A 20,803-nucleotide genomic window follows, 5' to 3' on the forward strand; every position below is an offset into this window, starting at 1 on the left:
AACTTGAATCATCGCGCAGTTTACCGGTTAAACCAGCGTTCGTGGGCGTGCCCGGCCCGGGCTGCGAACCGGTTCCGGGTCGGCGGACCAGATCCAGCCCTCGCGCGCGGCGATCGCGGCCTCGTCTGCCGTCGGCGCAACCGCCTGCCCGTCCAGAAAATCGGCCCCGGCGAGCACGCACAGCACGGCATCCAGCACATCGTCAGTGGCAGCATCCAGATCCGGCACGGGCGCCTCGAAGGCCCCCGGCAGCCGGGCTCGGACGTCGACCCGAGTCTCCCAGCCTCGGACCTTGCGCAAGGCGGCCGGATAGACCTCGATCGCGGACGAATCGGCAATCGGCCCGGCTACCCTGGGCAGCGGCAACGACTGTCCGCTGTGGTCGCGCAGCGCCTGCAGCAGATTGACCGCCGCCAGCGCGGTGCGCGCGATGAAATTCGCCCCCACCTCCAGTGGGCGTTTGCCAAGGCGCTCCCGGATCACCCGGTCCGTATGACGGTGGAACATTGCATCGGCGTGCGCCGCGATGCCCGCCCCGGCTTGGTGCCCGGCCAGCTCGCTTGCCAGGGCCGAGGGCCAGCCAAGCGGCGCATCCAGGCACAGCAGAACGGGTTCCGGCGTATCCATCCAGTCGCCCAGAATCACGACCGCCGGCTCGCTTGGATGCGCGCGCCGTGCCTGCTCCAAACGCAGGCCCCCGCCAGACCAGCGGGCCAGGGCCAGTCCCGTCTTGCGCGGCTGGGTCGCACAATCGACGCCGATGATGCGGACGGTGCCGCTCACGGCCGCCGCCCCCAGACCGCGAACACCGGATCGGCATGCTCCAGTCGCCCGGCATACGGGTCGTCCGGGGGCCGCGGCAGCCCACGCAGGGAGAAGGTCGCCAGATCCACGAAGCCGGCGCGCAGAAAGACATCCAGCACCAGCCCCATGCGCTCGAAGTCGTACAGCGGCTCCCAGGCCGCGATCGCCTGGGTCGGAAAGCAGCGATCGGAGAACGTGACCATGAACACCTCGTCCGGGCGCAGTACCGCGCGGAACACCGCCTCGGGCTGCGTCAGGTACTCAACCGACGCGGTACAGACCACGGCGTCGAAGCTCGCCGCCGCATACGGCAGTTCCGGGCGGAGGTTCAGGTCGTGCACCCGGGATGACGTCAGCCGAGGGTTGTCCGCCAGCTCCTCGGCGTTCATGCCCGGGCCCATCACGGCTTCCGGGCCTCGACCCGGAACAACTCGCGATCCCCGGCCTCGATCCCCGCATGACCGGCAAGGAACGCACGCGGGTAGAAACACCCCGCACGGGGCTCCAACCGGCGGTGCCGGCGCAGGCCCCGGTTAAACGCCGACGCCGGGAGTTCCAGCACACGGTCGGTCTCCTCATGCGGAACCAGGGCCGCAGCGGTCTCGCGGGAAGCCTCGTGCGCCGCCCCCGCGCCCAGCCCGCGCAGGCCGGCACCGAGACTGCCCGGCCAGCGGTCCCGTTCCGGCTCCAGCCACGGCAGGAACAGACATTCCCGGTGACGGGCCTCGGCACTCGCCCAGTCCAGCGTGAAGCCAACATCCACCGCCACCCCCTGCGTCGGTCGCGCTTCACTGTTATTCGGATCGGCGAATGGATCCCGCATGAACACCCTCCGGGAGCGATTCCCAAGGGAAACACTGAACGCAGCTCAACGCCAGGGCGGGTCTACGCCCTCGACGCGATACTCACGGCTCAACGCGCGCAGCAGGCTGAAGCAGCAGAAGACCAGGATGATCGCGACCGGCAGCCCGGCGGTCAGCGATCCGGTCTGCAGGCTGTCCAGCGCGCGCTCGCCGCCGACGATCAGCAGCGTCGCGGCCACCGCCCCCTCGGTAATCCCCCAGATCACCCGCTGGCGCTTCGGCGAGTGCTTCGAGCCGCGCGAGATCAGTGCATCCACCACGTAGGTGCCGGAGGCCGACGAGGTGATGAAGTAGGTCGCGATCAGCAGGGTCGCCACGCCGGAGGCGATCGTGGTCCAGGGCAGCTGGGCAAGGGTTGCGTACAGGGCCACGGTGGTATCCTCGGCGACCGCCGCAGCGATGCCCGCGCCGTCGTCGAATAGCTCCATGTGCAACGCGGTGCCGCCGAAGATCGCCATCCAGGCGAACACGAACAGGCTGGGCAGCGCGAGCACGCCGACGATGAACTCGCGGATGGTGCGCCCGCGCGAGATGCGCGCGATGAAGATGCCGACGAACGGCGACCAGGCGATCCACCACGCCCAGTAGAACATGGTCCAATCCTTCTGCCACTGCGAGCCGCCGATGGCGTCGGTGTGCAGGCTGAGCTGGATGATCTGCTGCAGATAGCCGCCGGTGGAGTCGAGGAAGAAGCGCAGGATGAACAATGTGGGCCCGGCGATCAGCACGAACAGCATGAAGCTGACCGCCAGCACCAGGTTGAACACGCTGACCCACTTCAGCCCGCGATCGAGCCCGGAGATCACCGACAGCACCGCCACCGCGGTGATCGCGGTGATGATGCCCACCTGCCACCAGTGCGAAACCGGCATATCGACCAGGACGTTGAGCCCGGTGTTCAGCTGCATCGCCCCGAAACCCAGCGAGGTGGCCAGCCCGAACAGGGTGCCGAACACCGCGAGGATGTCGATCACATGCCCGATCGGGCCGTAGATGCGATCCCCCAGCAGCGGGTAGAAGATCGAGCGGATGGTCAGCGGAAGGCGGTGACGGAAGCTGAAATAGGCCACGGACAGCCCCAGCACCACGTACACCGCCCAGGCGTGCAGCCCCCAGTGGAAGAAGGTGTAGACCATCGCCTGGCGTGCGGCCGCGTCGGTCTCGCCATCGCCGGTCGGCGGGTGCTGGTAGTGCAGGATCGGCTCGGCCACACTCCAGAACACGAGGCCAATCCCCATACCGGCGGAGAACAGCATCGCGAACCAGGCGGCAAAGCCGAACTCCGGCCGGTCGTCCGGCTGCCCCAGCCGGATCACGCCATAGCGGCTGAAACCCAGCCAGATCAGGAAGCCGAGGAAAAAGGTCACCACCAGCAGGTAGCCCCAGCCGAGATACTCGGTGATGAAGCCGTGGATGCTGGCGAACACCTCGCTGGCCGTGGCGGGGAAGATCACCCCGAAGGCGACGAACACCACCACCATGATCGCGGAGGCGGTGAACACCGTCGGGTTCACCGTGGCGAAGAAGGCCTCCGGGCGATAGTGGCTCATGCCGCGGCCTCCCCGCGGGCCGGATCAGCCCGGCGCATCGGGATCCGTGCCCTCGTCGGCGGAGCACAGCGCCCCGGTGAGATCCGCCTGGTCCAGTACGTGCCCCTCGGCCGAGGCATCGAACTGGCTGCGGGTCGCCCCCGCCTCCAGCTCCAGGTCGGCATCCAGCGCCAGCAGGCGGAAGCGGTAGTGATGACACCCCTCCGGCGGCACCGGGCCGAGATAGCCAACCTTGCCAAAGGCATCCATCCCCACACGCCCCTCGCGGGGCAGGTGCAGGGCATCCACACAATGCGTATCCGGTGGCAGGTTCCAGACCAGCCAGTGTGTAACCGCCCCCAGCGGCGAGTCCAGGTCCTCCAGGATCAGCGCAAGGCTGCGCGCGCCCGCCGGCACCTCGCGGATCTCCAGCGGCGGAAGCTCGTTGGCGTCCCGCGCCGAGACCTCGATCGGCATCCGTTCTCCATCGGCAAACGCCGGACTGCTCAATCGCATGGCCCGCATCCTCCTCCATTACCTGATGACAGGCTGGCTCGCGGTGGCAGGCGGGTCAACCCGCCCCGGTCCCGGAAACCCCGGGCCAGACAGCCCGGGCGAACTCTGTTCGGCATATCCATCAATCCGGTTTTCGCTTGCCCATTACACCTGCGTCAGGCATACACTTCAGCGTATGGCACAACTGACCTTTCAGGGGGCGACCGGCGAGGTCACCGGATCGCGTTATCTCCTCGAGACCGACGACGCCCGCATTTTGCTGGAATGCGGCATGCACCAGGGCAACAGCGATGCGGACGCGGCGAACCGCGCACCGCTCGCCGAACTGGCGGAAAGCCTCGACGCGGTGGTGCTGTCGCACGGCCACCTCGACCACTCGGGGCTCCTGCCCAAGCTGGTGCGCGACGGGTACCGCGGTCCGATCTACTGCACGCCGGGCACCGAGGAGCTGCTCGAGATCATGCTCGAGGATGCCGCGTTCGTGATGAGCAAGGACATCGAGTGGGAGAACAAGTGGCGCCGGCGTGCGGACAAGCCGCTGGTGGAGCCGGTCTACGACATCGATGATGTCGCCACCACCCTCGGGCTGTGCGAGGCCGTGCCCTACGGCCAGGCGCGCAAGATCGCGGGCGGAATCGGCCTGACCTTCCGCGATGCCGGGCACATCCTCGGTTCCGCGATCGTGGATCTGATCGTGCCCTCCGGCGGGCGCGACCGTCACCTGGTGTTCTCGGGCGATCTCGGCAATGACGACGCCGTGCTGATGCACGAGCCCGCGCGCCCGGAACACGCCGACCACGTGCTGCTGGAAAGCACCTACGGCGACCGCGACCACCGCCCGATGGAAGAAACGGTCGAGGAGTTCGCGCAGGTGCTGGCCGAGGCCGACGAGAGCGGCGGCAACGTGCTGATCCCGGCCTTTGCGGTCGGTCGCACCCAGGAGATCCTCTACCACCTGAGCATGCTGCACCACGCCGGGCGCCTGCCCCAGCAAAAGGTCTTCCTCGACAGCCCGATGGCGATCAAGGTCACCGAGCTGTACGCCCGCCTGCGCCGCACGCTGGACCCGGAGGACATGGACCGGCTGCACCAGGCCGCGAACGGGGACCCGGCTGCGTACCTGCCCGGGCTGCAGGTCTGCCGCTCGGTGGAAGAGTCCATGGCGATCAACCGCATCACCGGCGGCGCGATCATCATCGCCGGCTCCGGCATGTGCAATGGCGGGCGCATCCGCCACCACATGAAGTACAACCTGTGGCGGCGCGAGGCCCATCTGGTGATCGTCGGCTTCCAGGCCGCCGGCACCCTGGGGCGGCGCCTGGTCGACGGCGCCGAACGGGTCAAACTGCTGGGCGACGAGGTCGCGGTGAATGCCAGGCTCCACACCCTGGGCGGCTTTTCCGCCCATGCCGGGCGCAGCCAGCTGCTCGACTGGGCACGCGGATTTCAGGACCAGCCGGTGTTCCATCTGGTCCACGGCGAGCCGGAGGCGCGCGAGGCCCTGGCCGCCGGGCTGCGCGACGAGCTGGGGGCCGAGGCGCATGTGCCGGCCTTCGGTGAGACCATCACCCTGTAACGCCGAACCCCCACAGCCGCGATGCCGGAGGCCGAAGCCGTCAGCACCTATGCCCTGATCGCCGGCTTCCTCGGCGGTCTCGGGCTGTTCCTGCTCGGGATGACGCTGCTGACCGACGGCCTGAAGACCGCTGGCGGCAAGGCCCTGCAACATATCCTGGGGCAGTGGACCCGCACCCGGCCGCGCGCCCTCGCCTCGGGCATGGGCGTGACCGCGCTGGTGCAGTCCTCCAGCGCGGTCACGGTCGCCACCATCGGCTTCGCCAACGCCGGCCTGCTGACGCTGGGCCAGTCGGTCTGGGTAATCTTCGGCTCCAACGTCGGCACCACCATGACCGGCTGGCTGGTCGCGCTGATCGGCTTCAATATCCGTATCGAGGCCTTCGCCCTGCCGGCGATCGGCATCGGCGCCCTGCTCTACCTGTTCATGAAGGCCGCGCGGCCGCGCTATCTGGGCCTGGCCCTGGCCGGCTTCGGCCTGCTGTTCTTCGGGATCGACGTGCTGCGCGAGGCCTTCGAGGGGCTCAGCGCGACCTTCGACCTGGGCGCCCTGGCCCGCCCCGGCTTCCTCGGGCTGGTCATCATGGTCGGGATCGGCGCGTTGCTGACCGTACTGATGCAGAGCTCTTCGGCCTCCATGGCCATGGCCCTGACCGCCACGATGAGCGGCGCGGTCCCGCTGGAAGCGGCCGCCGCGGCCGTGATCGGCGCCAACCTCGGCACCACCATCAAGGCGCTGCTGGTGGTGATCGGCGCGACCCCGAACGCCAAGCGCGTCGCGGCCGCCCATGTAATCTTCAACGGCCTGACCGCGATCGTCGCCCTGCTGATCCTGCCCTGGTTCCTGGCCGCGATCGCCTGGATCTGGGGCAGCACTGGCGAGGCCCCGGCCCCGGCGGTGCTGCTGGCGCTGTTCCACACGGCATTCAACCTGCTCGGGGTGGCCCTGATGGTGCCGGTCGCCCCGCCGATGATCCGCTGGCTGCAGACTCGCTTTCGCACCATCGAGGAAGACATCGCCCGGCCGCGGTACCTGGACCGCAGCAGCTCCGGGGTCCCGGATCTCGCCCTGCAGTCACTGATTCAGGAAACCGAGCGCCTGGCCGACATCGGCTATTCGATGGCCCGCGCGGCGCTGCAGACCGCACCACCGGCCGCCGGCACCCTGGACCGCAGGCGCCTGGCCACGGAACAACTGACGCGCGCCATCGCAGAATTCGCGGCGTACACGGCCCACCACCCGATGCCGGAACAGGTCGGCCATGGCATCGCCGAGGCCGTGCGCATCGCCCGCTATCATCGCGAGATCGCCATCCTGGCCGACGACATCGCCGAGCTGCGCCGGCAGTCCAGCGGCGAGGAGCGGCCGATCGTGACCGAACAGCGCCGCGCCTGGCAGGAGCAGGCGGTCCGCGCGCTGGACCTGTGCAACCTGGAAGCAGACGATGGCACCCACAATGGCCATCAACTGGCCGCCACCGAGGCCGTGGAGACGGTGGAGACCGCCTACGCCGAACTGAAGGCAGCCCTGCTGCGCGAAGGTACCTTCGGTTCAATGAGCATGGCCGAGATGGAACGCCAGCTCCGGATCATCAGTATGGCACGGCGTCTGGTGAGCCAGGCCGCCAAGGCCCGCCATCACACCGAGGCCCTGAAGGCCCGGATCCGCGGGCTGCGCAAGACACTGGAAGCGGAGAGTGCATGATCGACCACGAGACCCTGCAGGACGCCATCACCGCGCACCGGGCCGAGGCCCTGACCTTCGACGGGCTCGAATACGCCCGGCTGCTGGAGCCGGTCAACCACTACCCGCGCGGTTCGGTCGTATTGCCGGATGGCGCAGTGGTGCCGGGCTACCCGTCGATCGGGCGCATCCAGTCACTGGAGGCCGGCCTGCCACGGCAGTTCGAGCAGCCGTTCTGGGCAGAGGAGAAGATCGACGGCTTCAACGTGCGCATCCTGCGCCGGGATGGCCGAGTCTGCGCCTTCAGTCGGGGCGGCTTTGTGTGCGCCTTCAGCACCGACCGGGTGCCCGATTTCGTGGACCTCGGGGTGTTCGACGCCGAGTCCGACCTGGTGCTGTGCGCGGAGATCGCCGGACCGGATACCCCCTATCTGGAAGGTTCTACGCCGCGCGTCGCACAGGATGTCGGCCTGTTCGTGTTTGACCTGATGCGGCTTGGCCGCCCCGGATTCGTGCCACAGGACGAGAAATTCGCCCTGATGCAGCGCCACCAGCTACCCCCGGCACCCCTGCACGGACGCTTCACGCCCGCGGACAGCGCAGCCCTCGGGCAGCTGATCCGGCAACTGGATGCGGAAGGGGCCGAGGGGCTGGTACTGAAGACCGCGGACGGCCAGCACCGCGCCAAGTACGTGGCCGGGGGCTCCTGCATCAACGACATCCGCGTGTGCTCCGAGCAGCTGCTGGACCTGCCGCCGGAATACTTCACCAACCGCCTGACCCGCCTGGCGGTGTTCCTCGCGGAGCACCCGCCCAGCGAACGTGCCGCCGTGGAACGGGAACTGGGCGAAGCCCTGCTGTCCGGGCTGGCGACCGCGGTGGACAAGAGCCGGCGCGAGGGGCGCGTCGGCCATACCTACCGCTGCCGCTTCCGCGAGCGCGCGGGGGCACAGCGCTTTATCGACCACATGCAGGCAACCGGCGGGCGCCACGTGCGCTTCCTGCCGAACACCCCGCGGCAGGAAGAGAGCGGCTACTGGCTGCTGGAGTTCGAGCGCCTGTTCGATCGCATCACCGGCACCCTGGCCTCGGCCCTGGCGGGTGACCGGCAATACGACTGAGCCCTTCGCCTGCAAGCAGGCTCCTGCAAAGCAGGACCTGTAGGAGCCTGCTTGCAGGCGAACACGGGAAAGGCCCCGACTTGCGGCCTCAGGCGCTGCCCTGACCGGGGATCCCCGACTCGGAGAGATTCTCCATCACCTGGCGCAGGTAGTCGGCGGTGACCAGCTTGATGCCCATGCGATTGCCCAGCTTGCGCATGCCCTCGTCGGCGCTGGCCAGCTCGGCATCCAGCTCCATCGCCAGCAGCACGGCATCGACGTCCTCGCGCGAGTCCACCAGGCCCTTGCGCATCGCCTCACGAAAACGCTCACGCAGCTGCGTGATCAATTCCGGGCGCAGCGAATCGGCCGCCCCCGCCTGGCGGGTATGCTCCTCGGCGATGCGCAGGCCACGGTCAATGCGGGTGCGCACCTCGTCGATGAACTCGTAGAGGATGTCGCTTGGCAGGGTCAGGGCGAAGCGCCGCGGCGAGCGCACCCACACCACCGTCTCGAAGTCCGCGGCCAGGGTCTGGAGGTCGCGCATGCCGCGAAACTCGTCATAGACCGAAAGCGGCATGTAGAACTCGGCGGGACAGTGCCGAGCCAGGGTGAGAAAGGTCCGCAGGATATCCTCCGGGTCCTCGCCAAACTGTCCGGCCACATGCGGGTTGGTGAAGACGCTGGTATCGAGCACGAAACGGCGCATGGATGACCTCCTGTCGACTCGCTTCATCTTCGGCAGGGCCGGCCGGCCCGTCAACCAGCATGGCGCGGACGGGCCAGCGACGTATGGCATAATCAGCGCCTCTACGCCGCCCCGGACAGGGAACGCCCTTGGCCACTCGAACGGAAGTTGAACAGTTTCTGGACCGACTGCGTCAGGACCTCGAACGCCAACACATCGAGATCCCGACCCTGCCCGACGTGTCGGTGCAGGCACTGTTCATTACACAGGACGCGTCCAGCTCCATTATCGACCTGGTCAAACTGGTCTCGCGTGACACCGCACTTGCCGCACGGCTGATCCGGCATGCGAACAGCCCGGCCTATCGCGGGCTGTCGCACTGCTCGACCATTCGTTCGGCGGTGACGCGCCTGGGCATGGAACGCACACGCCAGACCATCATGGCCCTGTCGATGAAGACGGTCTTTCAGAGCGGCAACGAGACCATCCGCGAGCGCATGGAGGCTCTGTGGAACCACAGTCTGGAGGTGGCCATCATCAGCTACCTGCTGGCCCGCCGCCACCCCCATCTGGACCCGGATACCGCGCTGCTTGCGGGCCTGGTCCACGACATCGGCATGATCCCGATCCTGCGCCGCGCGGAGAAGACACCCGAGATCTACGAGGACCCGCGTGCCCTGCAAGCGGCGGCGGATGCTGCGCATGTCGCGATCGGCCGCGCGATGCTGAAGAGCTGGAACTTCGAGCCCGAGATCATCCGGGCCGTCAGCGAACACGAAAACCTCGACCGCCAGCCGGAGAGAGGCGCGCCGGTGAACTACTGCGACATCCTGCAGGCCGCGAACATCGAGAGCCACAACGCCACGCAGCATCGCCTGGCCCACATCGACCGCAGCTCGGTCGCCTCCATCCGCCGTCTGGCGGCCAAGTCCGACACCACCCGCCTGAACTGGGAAGACGACGCGATCGGCCTGGAACACGTCAACCAGATGATTGAATGAACCCCGCGGGGCTGGGGCGATCTTCTTTCTTATCGTCCCGGAACGGGCGCCCGCATGCCCGCCATTCTCCAGCTGCTCTACGCCTCGCGCATCACCTTCCGCGAGAACGCCTCCAGCCAGGACATCGAGCCCGAAGTCCGCCGCATCCTGATGCAGTCACGCCAGAACGAACCGCGCAGCGGGGTTGTCGGCGCGCTCTATTACGGGGATGGCGACTTCTTCCAGTGTCTGGAGGGCGAGCCCGAGGCCGTACGCGACACCCTGGAGCGGATCCTGCGTGACGATCGCCACGAGGAGGTCCGGATATTGCGCGAGCAACCGCCAGGGAAACACTGATTCATGTACACGCTCGCGCTCGAGTGTGCACATTGATCAGAGTTTCCTTAAGACGCGGGCGCCGGGAACGCCTGCTGGATTTGATCGCGCCCACCCCGCTTGGCCCGGTAGAGCGCCTCGTCGGCGGCGACCAGTAGATTGGTACCATCCTCCTCGGGATAGTCAGCCGAACACACCATGCCGATCGAGATCGTGCAACCGAAGCGCTCGTCCCGATGGTTGAAATTCAGAGCAGCGAAGTTGCGGCGGATATCCTCGAGCACCCGCCGGGCATTCTCCGCGTCGCATTCCGGCAGCACCGCGACAAACTCCTCCCCGCCATAGCGGCCGATGATGTCGGACTGGCGCAGGCGCTGCCGCAGCAGGGTCGCGGTCGACATAATCACCACATCTCCCACGGCATGCCCGTAAAAATCGTTGACCCTCTTGAAGTGGTCGATGTCGAGCATCGCAAGCGTAACGGGTTGCCCGATCCGGCGGGCGCGCAACACCTCCCGACTGGCGGCCTCCTTGATGCTGGCGTGCTTGAGCAGTCCGGTCAGACTGTCCTTGCTGATCCGCTCCTCCAGCTGGCGTGCGCGCGCGATCCGCGAACGGGCGGCTGCCACCAGTTGCACGTCGGAAATCGGCTTGGTCAGAAAGTCGTCCGCGCCCCGACCCATGGCCTCGATCTGGCGCTCGATATCGGTTTCCGCGGACAGATACACAATCGGCAGATGGGTACAGGCCTCGTGCTGGCGGATCACCCCCGCCAGGTCTGTGCCCGCGTATTCGGGCATGTACAGATCCATCAGAACCAATTCCGGCCGGAACGCGGCGATCGTATCCATGATGTTGCGCGGCGCGTCCAGTACACGGGCTTCCATCCCGGCCGCGGTCAGTACCAGCCGCATATGCTCGGCGAGGTCGGCGTCGTCGTCCACGATCAGCACTCGCTGCGCAGGTGCATGGCGCTCATCGAAGATCTGCGAGATGCGGCTCACGAGCCGGGGTACATCCAGCGGTTTCAGGAAATACCCCTGCGCGCCCAGCTGCACCGCGCGCACACGCGACGGAAAGTCATCCTTGTCGGAGAGAAAGATCAACGGGCACCCCAGCGCTTTCAACTCGGGGCAGTCCACCAGCCTTGCGGTTGCATTTTCACGGCCTTCGTCCAGCATCACGTCGATCAGCAGCAGATCCGGCTGCTCACCCTCCACCGCACGTTTGAGCGCATCAATGCCGTCGAATACCCGAACCTCATAGTTGAAGGACTGGAGCTGCGGCCCGAGCTGGCCGGCCAGTTCCGCATCGTCTTCGACCAGCCATACTTTCTGGACACTGTCCGCAGTGCGTGGAGCCTCCGGGAGCACACCCGCATCCGATTGTTCCGAGGGCTCCATCGATTGGGCGGGTACGGTGCAGTAGAGTCCTGCGATCTCGTCCGCCAGCCACTGACGACTCGCAGCATCCAGTGCCAGCGCCTTCGCTCCAAGCCAGCTGCCGATCCGCTGCTCCAGCACACGCGCGGCGGCACTCAACTCCGCACAGCCGAAACTGCCCCCGCTGCCGGCCAGCTTGTGCAGACGCTGTTGCAGTTCGTCCAGCACCGCGCGGTCCTGCTCCTTCCCGGCCAACCGGCCCTGCAAAGCACTCAGTGCAGCCAGATCATCCGGCAGTTGTTGCAGATACCGAGCACGCAGTTGTGCCAGACGGTCCTTCAAGGCCTGCTCGGCACCAGCACTTGTCATGCAACCCCCTGCCAGATCCGCCGTACCTCGTCGGAAAGCGTCATGGGGTCGAACGGTTTGGCGATCACGTCACGCGCCCCCAGCGACTTGTAGTGTGCGATCTCGGAGGGCTGCACCTTGGCGGTCATGAACGCCACCGGCACCTCGGCCAGTGCCGGAATGCCACGCAAGGCCTCCAGGGTCGTTGGGCCATCCATCCCCGGCATCATCACATCCAGCAGGATCAGGTCCGGCGCAAAGGCCTCGGCATCGCGTACCGCCTCCTCACCCGAGGCGCAGGTCTTCACGGCATAACCACCCACCGTCTCCAGGGCCAGCGCGGCAATTGCCTGAATATCCGGCTCGTCTTCGACATAGAGAATGCGCTGCAACTCGGACATTTTCGAATCCCCTGGGGTGGACCGCTACAGGTCCGTGGCGTGCCGGCCGTAGCCGCACCCTCATTCTGAACTGGATGGATAACCATCCGTGTCGCGGGCAAGCGGCAACTCGAACCAGAATGTCGCTCCCACACCCTCCACGGAGTCGAAGCCTATACGCCCGCCCATATGTTCTACCAGTTCCCGGCTAATCGCGAGGCCGAGCCCGGTCCCGCCCTTCGTTCGGCTGTCGGAGCCATCCGCCTGTGCGAATTTCCCGAAAATCTGCTCGCGGAAGTTGTCCGGTACACCTGGCCCGTCATCCGCCACACTGACCCGGACGCCTTCAGTCGGTTCATTCAACGCCTGCACCGAAACCCGCACGCTGCCCCCCGGGGGCGAGAACTTCACTGCGTTCGACAGAAGATTGGCGAGCACCTGCAACAGGCGCTGGTCATCGACCCGAACCGTAACCCCGGGCGCGCCACTCTCGAGCACCAGCTGGACCTGGTGCTGTTCGGCATAACCCCGATAGCTCTCGAGCGCCTGTTCGAGTAGCGGCTCGAGCGGCTCCGCACGCATATCGAAGTGCAGCTTGCCCGCCGCGATTTTCTCCATATCGAGCAGATCGTTGATCAATAGCGTCAGCCGCTGGCTGTTGCGCTGGGCAATCGTGACCATTTCGCCGACCTTCTCCGGCAATGCACCAAGCGCGCCGCTGGCCACCATCCCAAGGGCCCCCGAGATCGACGTCAGTGGCGTACGCAGTTCGTGGCTCACCGTGGAGACGAACTCGTTCTTCATGCGCTCCACCCGCTTGCGTTCGGTGATATCGCGCACAACCCCCACATAGAGAGGCTCGCCGTGTTGCCTGACCTCCGATACAGAAACTTCCATCGGGAACACGGTTCCATCCTTGCGGCGCCCCTGCAGTTCCCTGCTGGTGCCAATCACCCGCCGGTTCCCCGTGGCCTGATAATGACGCAGGTAAAAGTCATGGCTCTCACGATCAGGCCCGGTCATCAACACGCTTACATTGCGACCGGCAACCTCACGGGGCGTATACCCGAAGATGCGACTTGCACCCGGATTGAACGACTGGATCAACCCATCGCGATCGATCGTGATGATCCCGTCCACGATGTTATCGATGATCGTCTGCGTGCGAAGCGCCTGCTCCGCCAGGGCTCGCTCCGCCTCCATACGCTCGGTAACGTCTTCGTTCACGCCAATCGCCCGCACGACAATACCGGCTGCGTCGGTTATCGCCTGTGCCATGGCGCGAATATGACGTGTCGCCCCATCGCCCCGGAGAATTCGGAACGTGAACTCGCGGGGTGTCCCGGGGCGTTCAAGGATCGTTTCGAGGCTAGCTTCTGCGTGCTCCACGTCTTCGGGCAGCAAGGCGCGCCTCCAGTCATCGGCATGGTGACCAAAATCGCGGGGTAACACGCCGTAAAGACGGAACATCCCGGAATCCCAGTCAAGCCGCCCACTGGTCAGGTTCAAATCCCATACACCCAGATGCGCCGCCTCGGTCGCCAGCGTCAACTGCTGGGTGGCATCCCGGAAGCGCTGCTCGCTCTCGCGCAATTTGCGTTCAGCCTGCTTGCGGTCGGTTATGTCGGTGTAGACGGCAAGCCAGACCTCACCCTGCACCGGGTGGGTGAAGGTACTGAATGAAGCCATACAGTAGAGTTCGGTGCCATTCTGGTGCCGCTGTCGCAGCTCCCCTTCCCAGGCGCCATGTTGCAGAATGCTGGCGGCGACATCCTGCAGCCGACTGGCGCCAGATTCGCGATCAGGCGGGCCGAGCTGCTGCCACGGCGTGTTGACCAGTCCGCCACGCTCGTATCCAAACATCTTCTCGGCGCCGGCATTGGCATAGATGACGGTCTGGCTGCCCGAATCGATCAGCAACACCCCGCCGTACATCTGCTCGAGCATCCGCGCCTGCAGACGAATGTCGTCCTCCAGGGTGGCGTGACTGCTGATTTTCTGGTGACGGTAGCGCTCGGGAATCACCGGGGGCTGTAGTTCGAATGCCTGGATGATGTCGAAGACACCCTCGCGGTTGCATCGCGTCAGATAGCAGTTGACCGCGGCATGCTGGGTCTCCGGGTCCATCACCACGCTGCCCTGTGGCGCCGTCACGCGGACGGTCTTGAGTGCGTCGACCAGCGCCTCGGAATCGATACTGCCGGCGGCATTGGCTGCGGCGGCAAACGCCTTCACACAGACATAAGCGCCTTCGCTGAAGTTGGTGAGGGTGCCATTGCCGTGCGGCCAGATGCCATTGACACCTGGCATCTGTGCCAGCCGCTCCATGAAATTACGATTGGCATCGCTGTCCACGCTCATGAAATAGGTGTTGCTGGAGTACAGGCCCTCACGCACCTGTGGCGGCAGCTTGCTCGCCATCATCTCGTCGTAGTGCCCCATAACCACTGCAATACCCGACTTGAGTCCACGCTCGGAAAAGCGCGTAAGCAGGTTGATCTGGTCGGCGCCGGCAAAGTACGGCACAAAGACGTCCGGAGCAGCCGCCGCAACAACGTCGAGCAGGCGATCGATCTCCTCTACGGCCACGCCGATGTCGCGGTATTCCTCACCCAGTGATTCACCGCCGCACTTCGCCAACGCGTCCCTGGCGGCTGCAATGGAGCCGCGGGGCCATTCGTAGTTGTTGCCGGCAAAGAAAAACCGCGGGCCGTACTGCTCCCGCATGTAGGGGATCATGCGGTCGATCTGCTGATTGGGCAGGGCGGCGAAGTGGAAGAAATAGCGGCTATCGATACTGCCTTCGTGGAAGGAAAAATTGAGCTGCGGAACCCGGTTCGGTTCGGCCACGCGATAGGCAACGGCGATACGGGAGTTGGACAGCAGGTTGCCAATGATGGCGGCGCAGCCATGCTGCTTGACCAGTTTTTCCGCTGCGGCGACCGCGCTCTCCGGCAAACTGCCGTCATCCTCGACCACAAGCTCCAGTGGCCGGCCCAGCACACCGCCCTGTTCGTTGATCTCGGCACAGGCGATCTCTGCGGCGCGGAGGATCTCCGTTCCGTATATGCTGACCAGGCCGGTCAGTGGCGGCATCAGGCCGAGCCTTACGCTCTCCATATTCACTGGGCACCCCCATGCTTGCCCCGGCCCTGCCCGGTCAGTGGCAGTTTGAACCAGAAAGTCGCCCCCGCGTCCGGCACGGAGTCGAACCCGACCTCGCCGCCCATGCGCTCCACCAGTTCCCGGGTGATCGCCAGCCCCAGGCCGCTACCGCCCTTCTGGCGGGTGTCGGAGGCATCGGCCTGGGAAAACTTCTGGAAGATGCGTTCGCGGAACGCCTCCGGGATCCCGGGTCCGTGATCGATCACCGAGACGCGCACCCGGGCGCCGTCACGCTCCACCGCCACCCGCACCTCGCCACCCTCCGGCGAGAACTTGGCTGCGTTGGAGAGCAGATTGGCCAGCACCTGCTGCAGGCGGTCGGCATCCACCTCGACCCGGACCCCGTCGTCCTCCGCATCCAGCATCAGGTGCACCCCGTACGGGTCGGCGTAGCTCTGGTTGCTGCGCACCGCCTGCTCCAGCAACGGGAACAGCGGCTGCTCTTGCATCTCGAAGCGCATCTTGCCGGCCACCAGCTTTTCCATGTCCAGCAGGTCGTTGATCAGCAGCCCCAGGCGCTTGCTGTTCTTGTGGGCAATCTCCAGCATCTCCTGCACCCGCTCCGGCAACGCCCCTGCCGCCCCGCCCGTCAGCAGGCCCAGGGCCCCGGAGATGGACGTGAGCGGCGTGCGCAGCTCGTGGCTGACGGTGGAGATGAACTCGTTTTTCATGCGCTCGATGCGCTTGCGCTCGGAGATATCCTCGATAATGGACCAGATCAGTTTGCGACCGGACTTGTCGTGCACGACCATGCCGTTGAGCAGTACGGGATACCGGGTGCCATCCTTGCGGATGTATTCCTTCTCGTAGGGGCCGTAACGGCCCGTCTGTTCCATGCTCTCCAGTTGCTGCGCTTCCTGCGCTGCGTACTCCCGGGGCGTGACATCCCAGTAGCTGAGTGCAACGAACTCCTCGCGGGTATAACCGGTCGGGCGCAACAGGGCCGCGTTGAGATCCACAAACGCCCCGGTCGCGTAATCGTTCAGCGCGATCCCCACCGGTGAGAGCTCGAACAGCCCCCGCAGGCGGGCCTCGCTGTCCGCGACGGCCAGCTCGGCCTCCTTTTCATCCGTGATATCCCGAATATATCCGTGCCACAGCGTACTGCCGTCGTCGAGGGGCTCGGGCGAGGCGTGACCCTGCACCCACCCCACGCGACCATCATCCCGCAGGGTGCGATACTCGCAATGCCAGTTGCTCAGTTCCCGCCGCGACCGTTCGATGGACTGCGCCACCCGATCCCGGTCCTTCGGGTGCAGACGGCGGAACACCGCGCTGGCATCCTCGCGTGCCGCCTCTGCGCTGATGCCGTAGATATCCCGGATGCCGGGGCTGCTGTACGGGAAGGCCACGCGGCCGTCCGGCCACTGCCGATACTGATACACCATACCCGGGACCAGTGAGGTCAGCTTCTTCAACTGCTCGTGCGACTGTTCCCGCTCCAGGCTCGCGGCCACCCAGCGCCCCAACAGACGCACGAACATGCGTTCACCCTCGCTGAACGCGGCCGGTCTGGGGTGCGCCGACGAAAAGTTCAGGGTGCCAAAGCGCTGTCCCTCAACCTCCAGCACGACACCGATGTAGGCTTCCAGGCCGAAGTCCGCGTAACACGGGTGGCCCTGGTGCTCGGACGCGCCCATGTGCTCGATCGTCAACAGGTCGTTGTGTGCAAGGGTCAGCGCACAGTAGGTACGCCCGAGCGCAAAGCGCTGACCACGCTCAAGGGGGGCACCAGCCGGCGCGACGAACGCCCGCACCGTATAGTCGTCGCCGCGGATCCGGCTGACGATGCCCAGTTCCAGCCCCAGAAAGTCGGCCCCCGTTTGTAGCGCGCGCTCGAGCTGGTCATCGAGGTCCAGGGCCACCAGGGATGCAATCTCGTTGAGCGCCGCGAACGCGTCCAGCTGGCGTTGATGCTGTTCACGATGGTCCCGTTCCCGAGTCACATCGAGGATGAAGCCGTCGAGGTAGCGTACTCGACCATCCGGATCACGAATGGCGGAGCCCCGTTCCTGGGCCCAGCGGATACTGCCGTCACAATGCCGAATACGGTATTCAACGGACCAGTCGTTGCCGGCGCTCAAGGCCTGCTCCACCGCATCCTCGAGTCGTGCCCGGTCATCCGCGTGGATCACGCTGGCGTAACTGCGCACGGCATTGTCGATGAAGTCGCTGGCAGGATAGCCCGACAGCGGATCCACCTGGTCGCTCATGTAGAGCATGGTCCAGTCCGAATCCGGCAGGCAGCGATAGGTGATTCCGGGGATATTGTCGACCAGCGAGCGGAACTGTTGCTCGCTCTCGCGGATCCGTTCGGCATCCTCGCGTTCCCGGGTCACATCGGACTCGATCGCGATGAACCCCTGCAACATCCCCTGCTCGTCGCGCAATGGAGTGCAGTCGATCCGCACCCAGTACGGATGGCCGTCGATGTGATAGTTCAACAGATCTTCAACGAATGGTTCGCCGCGCGCCAGCGCCCCACCGATCCGGGCTACCGCCTCCGGATCGGTCCCGACACCCTGCAACAGTTCACCCGGCTTGCGGCCAAGCATTGCGTCCAGGGTATAGCCACTCAAGCGGGTAAAGCCGTCGTTGATCCACTCAACCCGGCCATCGGCGTTGGTAATGATCACGCCATTGGTCGTCTCGCTCGCCACCCGGGACAGCCGCACCCGCTCCAACTCGCCCGCCCGGTAACGACGACGAGTGCGAGCCGCATCCACCAACTGCCCCAGCGTGGCGAGCAGCGGCTGGAGAAACTCCACCAGTTCCGGGTCGTAGCCACCCGGACGGTTGGCGATCCCCAGCACGGCGATCCGCTCGCCCCCGTGCTCGATGGGTATCCCCAGAAAGGCCTTGAGCGGCGGATGTCCTTCGGGCAAGCCCCCGCTGCGCGGGTCTCCGGCGGGGTCATTGGCAATCACCGGCCCCGCGCCGGTCAGGGCCGCGCCGAACAGGGTCTCCAGGTTGTGAAACTCCGACCCCTGGGGTGCGTTGGCCGCGTAGATGGCGCGGGTCGCGTCATCCCAGGCGATATTGGTGATGGCACTGGTCTTGAGGTAAGGCGAACCTTCAGGCGTGTGCAGTACCTCTCCGATAAAGCCGTATTCGCTGTGGGTCAGCTCGAGGATATCCGCCAGCAGTCCGTCAAAGACCTGCCCACGGTCCTGATCGGCATCGCGAATGAACGCCGACTGCGCACGGGTAATCACCTCGCCAAGCTGCCGCAGATCGGTCAGCGCATTGCCAAGCGCCCGTTGCTCGGTGGAATCGATTTCCGCCTCGACCGCATCGGCGAGGTCACGCAGGGAGCGTCGCTCGTCCTCGCTCAACTGCCGCGGCCGGCCGTCGATCAGGCAAAGCGTCCCGATCCGGTAACCGTCGGCGGTTGTCAGTGGCGCACCGGCGTAGAACCGGATCTGCGGCTCCCCGGTCACCAGTGGGTTGTCGGCAAACCGGGCGTCCGCGCGCGCATCGGGAATCTCGAAGATATCGCCCCCGAGAATCGTATGCCCGCAAAAGGAGACATCACGCCCGGTCTCCGCCACCTCGAGACCCTGCCGCGACTTGAACCACTGCCGGTCCTCGTCCACCAGCGAAACCAGCGCGATGGACACCCCGAACATCCGCCGCGCCAGACGCGTCAGTCGGTCGAACCGCTCCTCAGCCGCGGTATCCAGCAGCCCTCGAGTCCGCAGCGCTCGCAGCCGCTCTTTTTCGTCGCCGGGGCAGGGAGGCGTTTTCAACAGAATTGGACCACGCACGACTCGGGGATACCCGATACTGCCACGTCCGGCTTTCTGCCCCAACCAGGGAGACGCCGTCCAGGAGGACTATTCCCACTCGATGGTGGCGGGGGGCTTGCCGGAGATGTCGTAGGTCACGCGCGAGATGCCGGGGATCTCGTTGATGATCCGGCGCGAGACGTGATCGAGGAAGTCGTATGGCAGGTGCGCCCAGCGCGCGGTCATGAAGTCGATGGTCTCCACCGCGCGCAGCGCGACCACGTAGTCGTAGCGCCGGCCGTCGCCCATCACCCCGACCGACTTCACCGGCAGGAACACCGCAAACGCCTGCGAGGTCTTGTCGTACAGATCCGCCTTGCGCAGCTCCTCGATGAAGATCGCATCGGCCCGGCGCAGCAGATCGGCGTATTCCTTTTTCACGGCGCCGAGGATGCGCACGCCCAGACCCGGCCCCGGGAACGGGTGGCGGTAGACCATCTCGGTGGGCAGGCCCAGCTCCACGCCGATCTTGCGCACCTCGTCCTTGAACAGCTCGCGCAGCGGCTCGACCAGACCGAGTTTCATGTTCTCCGGCAGGCCGCCCACGTTGTGGTGCGACTTGATCACATGCGCCTTGCCGGTCTTGGAGTCGGCCGACTCGATCACGTCCGGGTAGATCGTGCCCTGGGCCAGCCACTGCACGTTGTTCAGCTTCGCGGCCTCCTCGTCGAACACGTCGATGAACAGCCCGCCGATGACCTTGCGCTTGGCCTCCGGGTCCGCGATGCCGGCCAGCGCGCTCATGAAGCGGTCCTCGGCATCCACGCGGATCACGTTCACGCCCATGTGGCGGGCGAAGGTGGCCATCACCTGGTCACCCTCGCCCTCGCGCAGCAGCCCGGTGTCCACGAACACGCAGGTGAGCTGGTCGCCGATCGCCTTGTGCAGCAGCGCCCCGACCACCGAGGAATCCACCCCGCCGGACAGGCCCAGCACCACGTGGTCGTCCCCGACCTGCTCGCGCACCCGCGCAGCCATGTCGTCGATGATGTTGTCGGCGGTCCACAGCGCCTCGCAGCCACAGATCTCGTGCAGGAAGCGTTCGATGATGCGCTGGCCCTGGGTCGTGTGCGTGACCTCGGGGTGGAACTGCACGCCGTAGAAGCCGCGCTCCGGGTCGGCCATGCCGGCGATCGGCGCGGAATCGGTGGAGGCCATCAGGCGAAAGCCCTGCGGCAGCTCGGTCACGTGGTCGCCATGCGACATCCACACGTCCAGAAGGCCGTAACCCTCCGGTGTGGTGTGATCCTCGATGTCACGCAACAGCGGGGTGTGGCCGCGGGCGCGCACCTGGGCATAGCCGAATTCGCGGCGCTCGGACGGTTCGACCCGGCCGCCCAACTGCGCGGCCATGGTCTGCATGCCGTAGCAGATCCCCAGCACCGGCACGCCCAGCTCGAACACGGTGTCCTCGGCGCGCGGCGGCTGGTCGATATTCACCGACTCCGGGCCGCCGGACAGGATGATGCCGGTGGGATTGAACGCGCGGATGTCCGCCGCCGGCATATCCCAGGCATGCACCTCGGAGTAGACCCCGGCCTCGCGCACGCGGCGGGCGATCAGCTGGGTGTACTGGGAGCCGAAGTCCAGCACCAGAATGCGGTGGGCGTGAAGATCCTGGGTCATGAGGTCATCCGGTTTCCCGGCCGGGGCAGGCCGGGGTGC

At 66.1% G+C, this 20,803-nt stretch carries 13 protein-coding genes and 2 pseudogenes; 5 read left to right on the forward strand and 10 right to left on the reverse strand.

What is annotated here, in order from left to right:
• Positions 1 to 27: 27 nt before the first annotated feature.
• From G332_RS0107355 to G332_RS0107370, 4 genes and pseudogenes are all read right to left on the reverse strand, one after another.
• On the reverse strand, positions 28 to 783 hold the full coding sequence (locus G332_RS0107355; RefSeq protein WP_019626351.1) for a DUF429 domain-containing protein: 756 nt from the start codon (positions 781 to 783) through the stop codon (positions 28 to 30).
• Positions 780 to 1,627 (reverse strand): annotated as a pseudogene (locus tag G332_RS12750) (methyltransferase domain-containing protein). Before G332_RS12750 ends, G332_RS0107355 begins: the two are co-directional and overlap by 4 nt.
• Positions 1,628 to 1,672: 45 nt before the next feature.
• Positions 1,673 to 3,217 (reverse strand): BCCT family transporter, encoded by a 1,545-nt coding sequence (locus tag G332_RS0107365; RefSeq protein WP_019626354.1) that lies wholly within the window; start codon positions 3,215 to 3,217, stop codon positions 1,673 to 1,675.
• A 24-nt stretch (positions 3,218 to 3,241) separates the two neighbouring features.
• Complete coding sequence (locus G332_RS0107370) at positions 3,242 to 3,673, reverse strand: YbhB/YbcL family Raf kinase inhibitor-like protein (RefSeq protein ID WP_019626355.1); 432 nt, start codon at positions 3,671 to 3,673, stop codon at positions 3,242 to 3,244.
• Positions 3,674 to 3,887: 214 nt separating this feature from the next.
• On the opposite strand from G332_RS0107370, the gene G332_RS0107375 reads away from it, so the two are divergent.
• Genes G332_RS0107375 through G332_RS0107385 form a run of 3 tightly spaced genes read left to right on the forward strand, consistent with a single transcriptional unit; the run spans position 3,888 to position 8,092 of the window.
• Positions 3,888 to 5,288: an MBL fold metallo-hydrolase RNA specificity domain-containing protein gene (locus G332_RS0107375; RefSeq protein WP_019626356.1), complete on the forward strand. Its 1,401-nt coding sequence runs from the start codon at positions 3,888 to 3,890 to the stop codon at positions 5,286 to 5,288.
• A gap of 21 nt (positions 5,289 to 5,309) precedes the next feature.
• Entirely contained in the window at positions 5,310 to 6,992 is a 1,683-nt protein-coding gene (locus G332_RS0107380; RefSeq protein WP_019626357.1) for a Na/Pi cotransporter family protein, read from the forward strand.
• A complete protein-coding gene (locus G332_RS0107385) occupies positions 6,989 to 8,092 on the forward strand; it encodes an RNA ligase (protein ID WP_019626358.1) in 1,104 nt (367 codons plus the stop codon). Before G332_RS0107380 ends, G332_RS0107385 begins: the two co-directional genes overlap by 4 nt.
• An 88-nt stretch (positions 8,093 to 8,180) precedes the next feature.
• On the opposite strand, the gene G332_RS0107390 is transcribed toward G332_RS0107385, so the two are convergent.
• Entirely contained in the window at positions 8,181 to 8,780 is a 600-nt protein-coding gene (locus tag G332_RS0107390) for an RNA ligase partner protein (protein ID WP_019626359.1), read from the reverse strand.
• 128 nt (positions 8,781 to 8,908) lie between these two features.
• Between G332_RS0107390 and G332_RS0107395 the strand changes: the two genes are divergently transcribed.
• Both G332_RS0107395 and G332_RS13510 read left to right on the forward strand, forming a co-directional pair.
• A complete protein-coding gene (locus G332_RS0107395) occupies positions 8,909 to 9,760 on the forward strand; it encodes an HDOD domain-containing protein (protein WP_019626360.1) in 852 nt (283 codons plus the stop codon).
• Positions 9,761 to 9,814: 54 nt separating this feature from the next.
• A pseudogene (locus G332_RS13510) lies at positions 9,815 to 10,078 on the forward strand (BLUF domain-containing protein); the annotation flags it as partial.
• Positions 10,079 to 10,143: 65 nt separating this feature from the next.
• Here the strand turns inward: G332_RS13510 and G332_RS0107405 are convergent.
• From G332_RS0107405 to guaA, 5 genes are all read right to left on the reverse strand, one after another.
• Positions 10,144 to 11,826, reverse strand: coding sequence for a diguanylate cyclase (locus tag G332_RS0107405; protein ID WP_019626362.1), 1,683 nt, complete (start codon positions 11,824 to 11,826; stop codon positions 10,144 to 10,146).
• Positions 11,823 to 12,206 carry a response regulator gene (locus G332_RS0107410; RefSeq protein ID WP_019626363.1) on the reverse strand — a complete coding sequence of 128 codons (384 nt, stop codon included), beginning with the start codon at positions 12,204 to 12,206 and terminating at the stop codon, positions 11,823 to 11,825. Before G332_RS0107410 ends, G332_RS0107405 begins: the two co-directional genes overlap by 4 nt.
• A 60-nt stretch (positions 12,207 to 12,266) precedes the next feature.
• A complete protein-coding gene (locus G332_RS12760) occupies positions 12,267 to 15,305 on the reverse strand; it encodes an ABC transporter substrate-binding protein (RefSeq protein ID WP_081619777.1) in 3,039 nt (1,012 codons plus the stop codon).
• Positions 15,306 to 15,307: 2 nt separating this feature from the next.
• Positions 15,308 to 19,033, reverse strand: coding sequence for a PAS domain S-box protein (locus G332_RS0107420; protein ID WP_081619782.1), 3,726 nt, complete (start codon positions 19,031 to 19,033; stop codon positions 15,308 to 15,310).
• Between the two features lie 153 nt (positions 19,034 to 19,186).
• Entirely contained in the window at positions 19,187 to 20,764 is a 1,578-nt protein-coding gene (gene guaA / locus G332_RS0107425; protein ID WP_019626366.1) for a glutamine-hydrolyzing GMP synthase, read from the reverse strand.
• Positions 20,765 to 20,803: the final 39 nt, after the last annotated feature.

It is taken from the genome of Thioalkalivibrio sp. ALJT, from assembly GCF_000381825.1.
Lineage (GTDB): Bacteria > Pseudomonadota > Gammaproteobacteria > Ectothiorhodospirales > Ectothiorhodospiraceae > Thioalkalivibrio.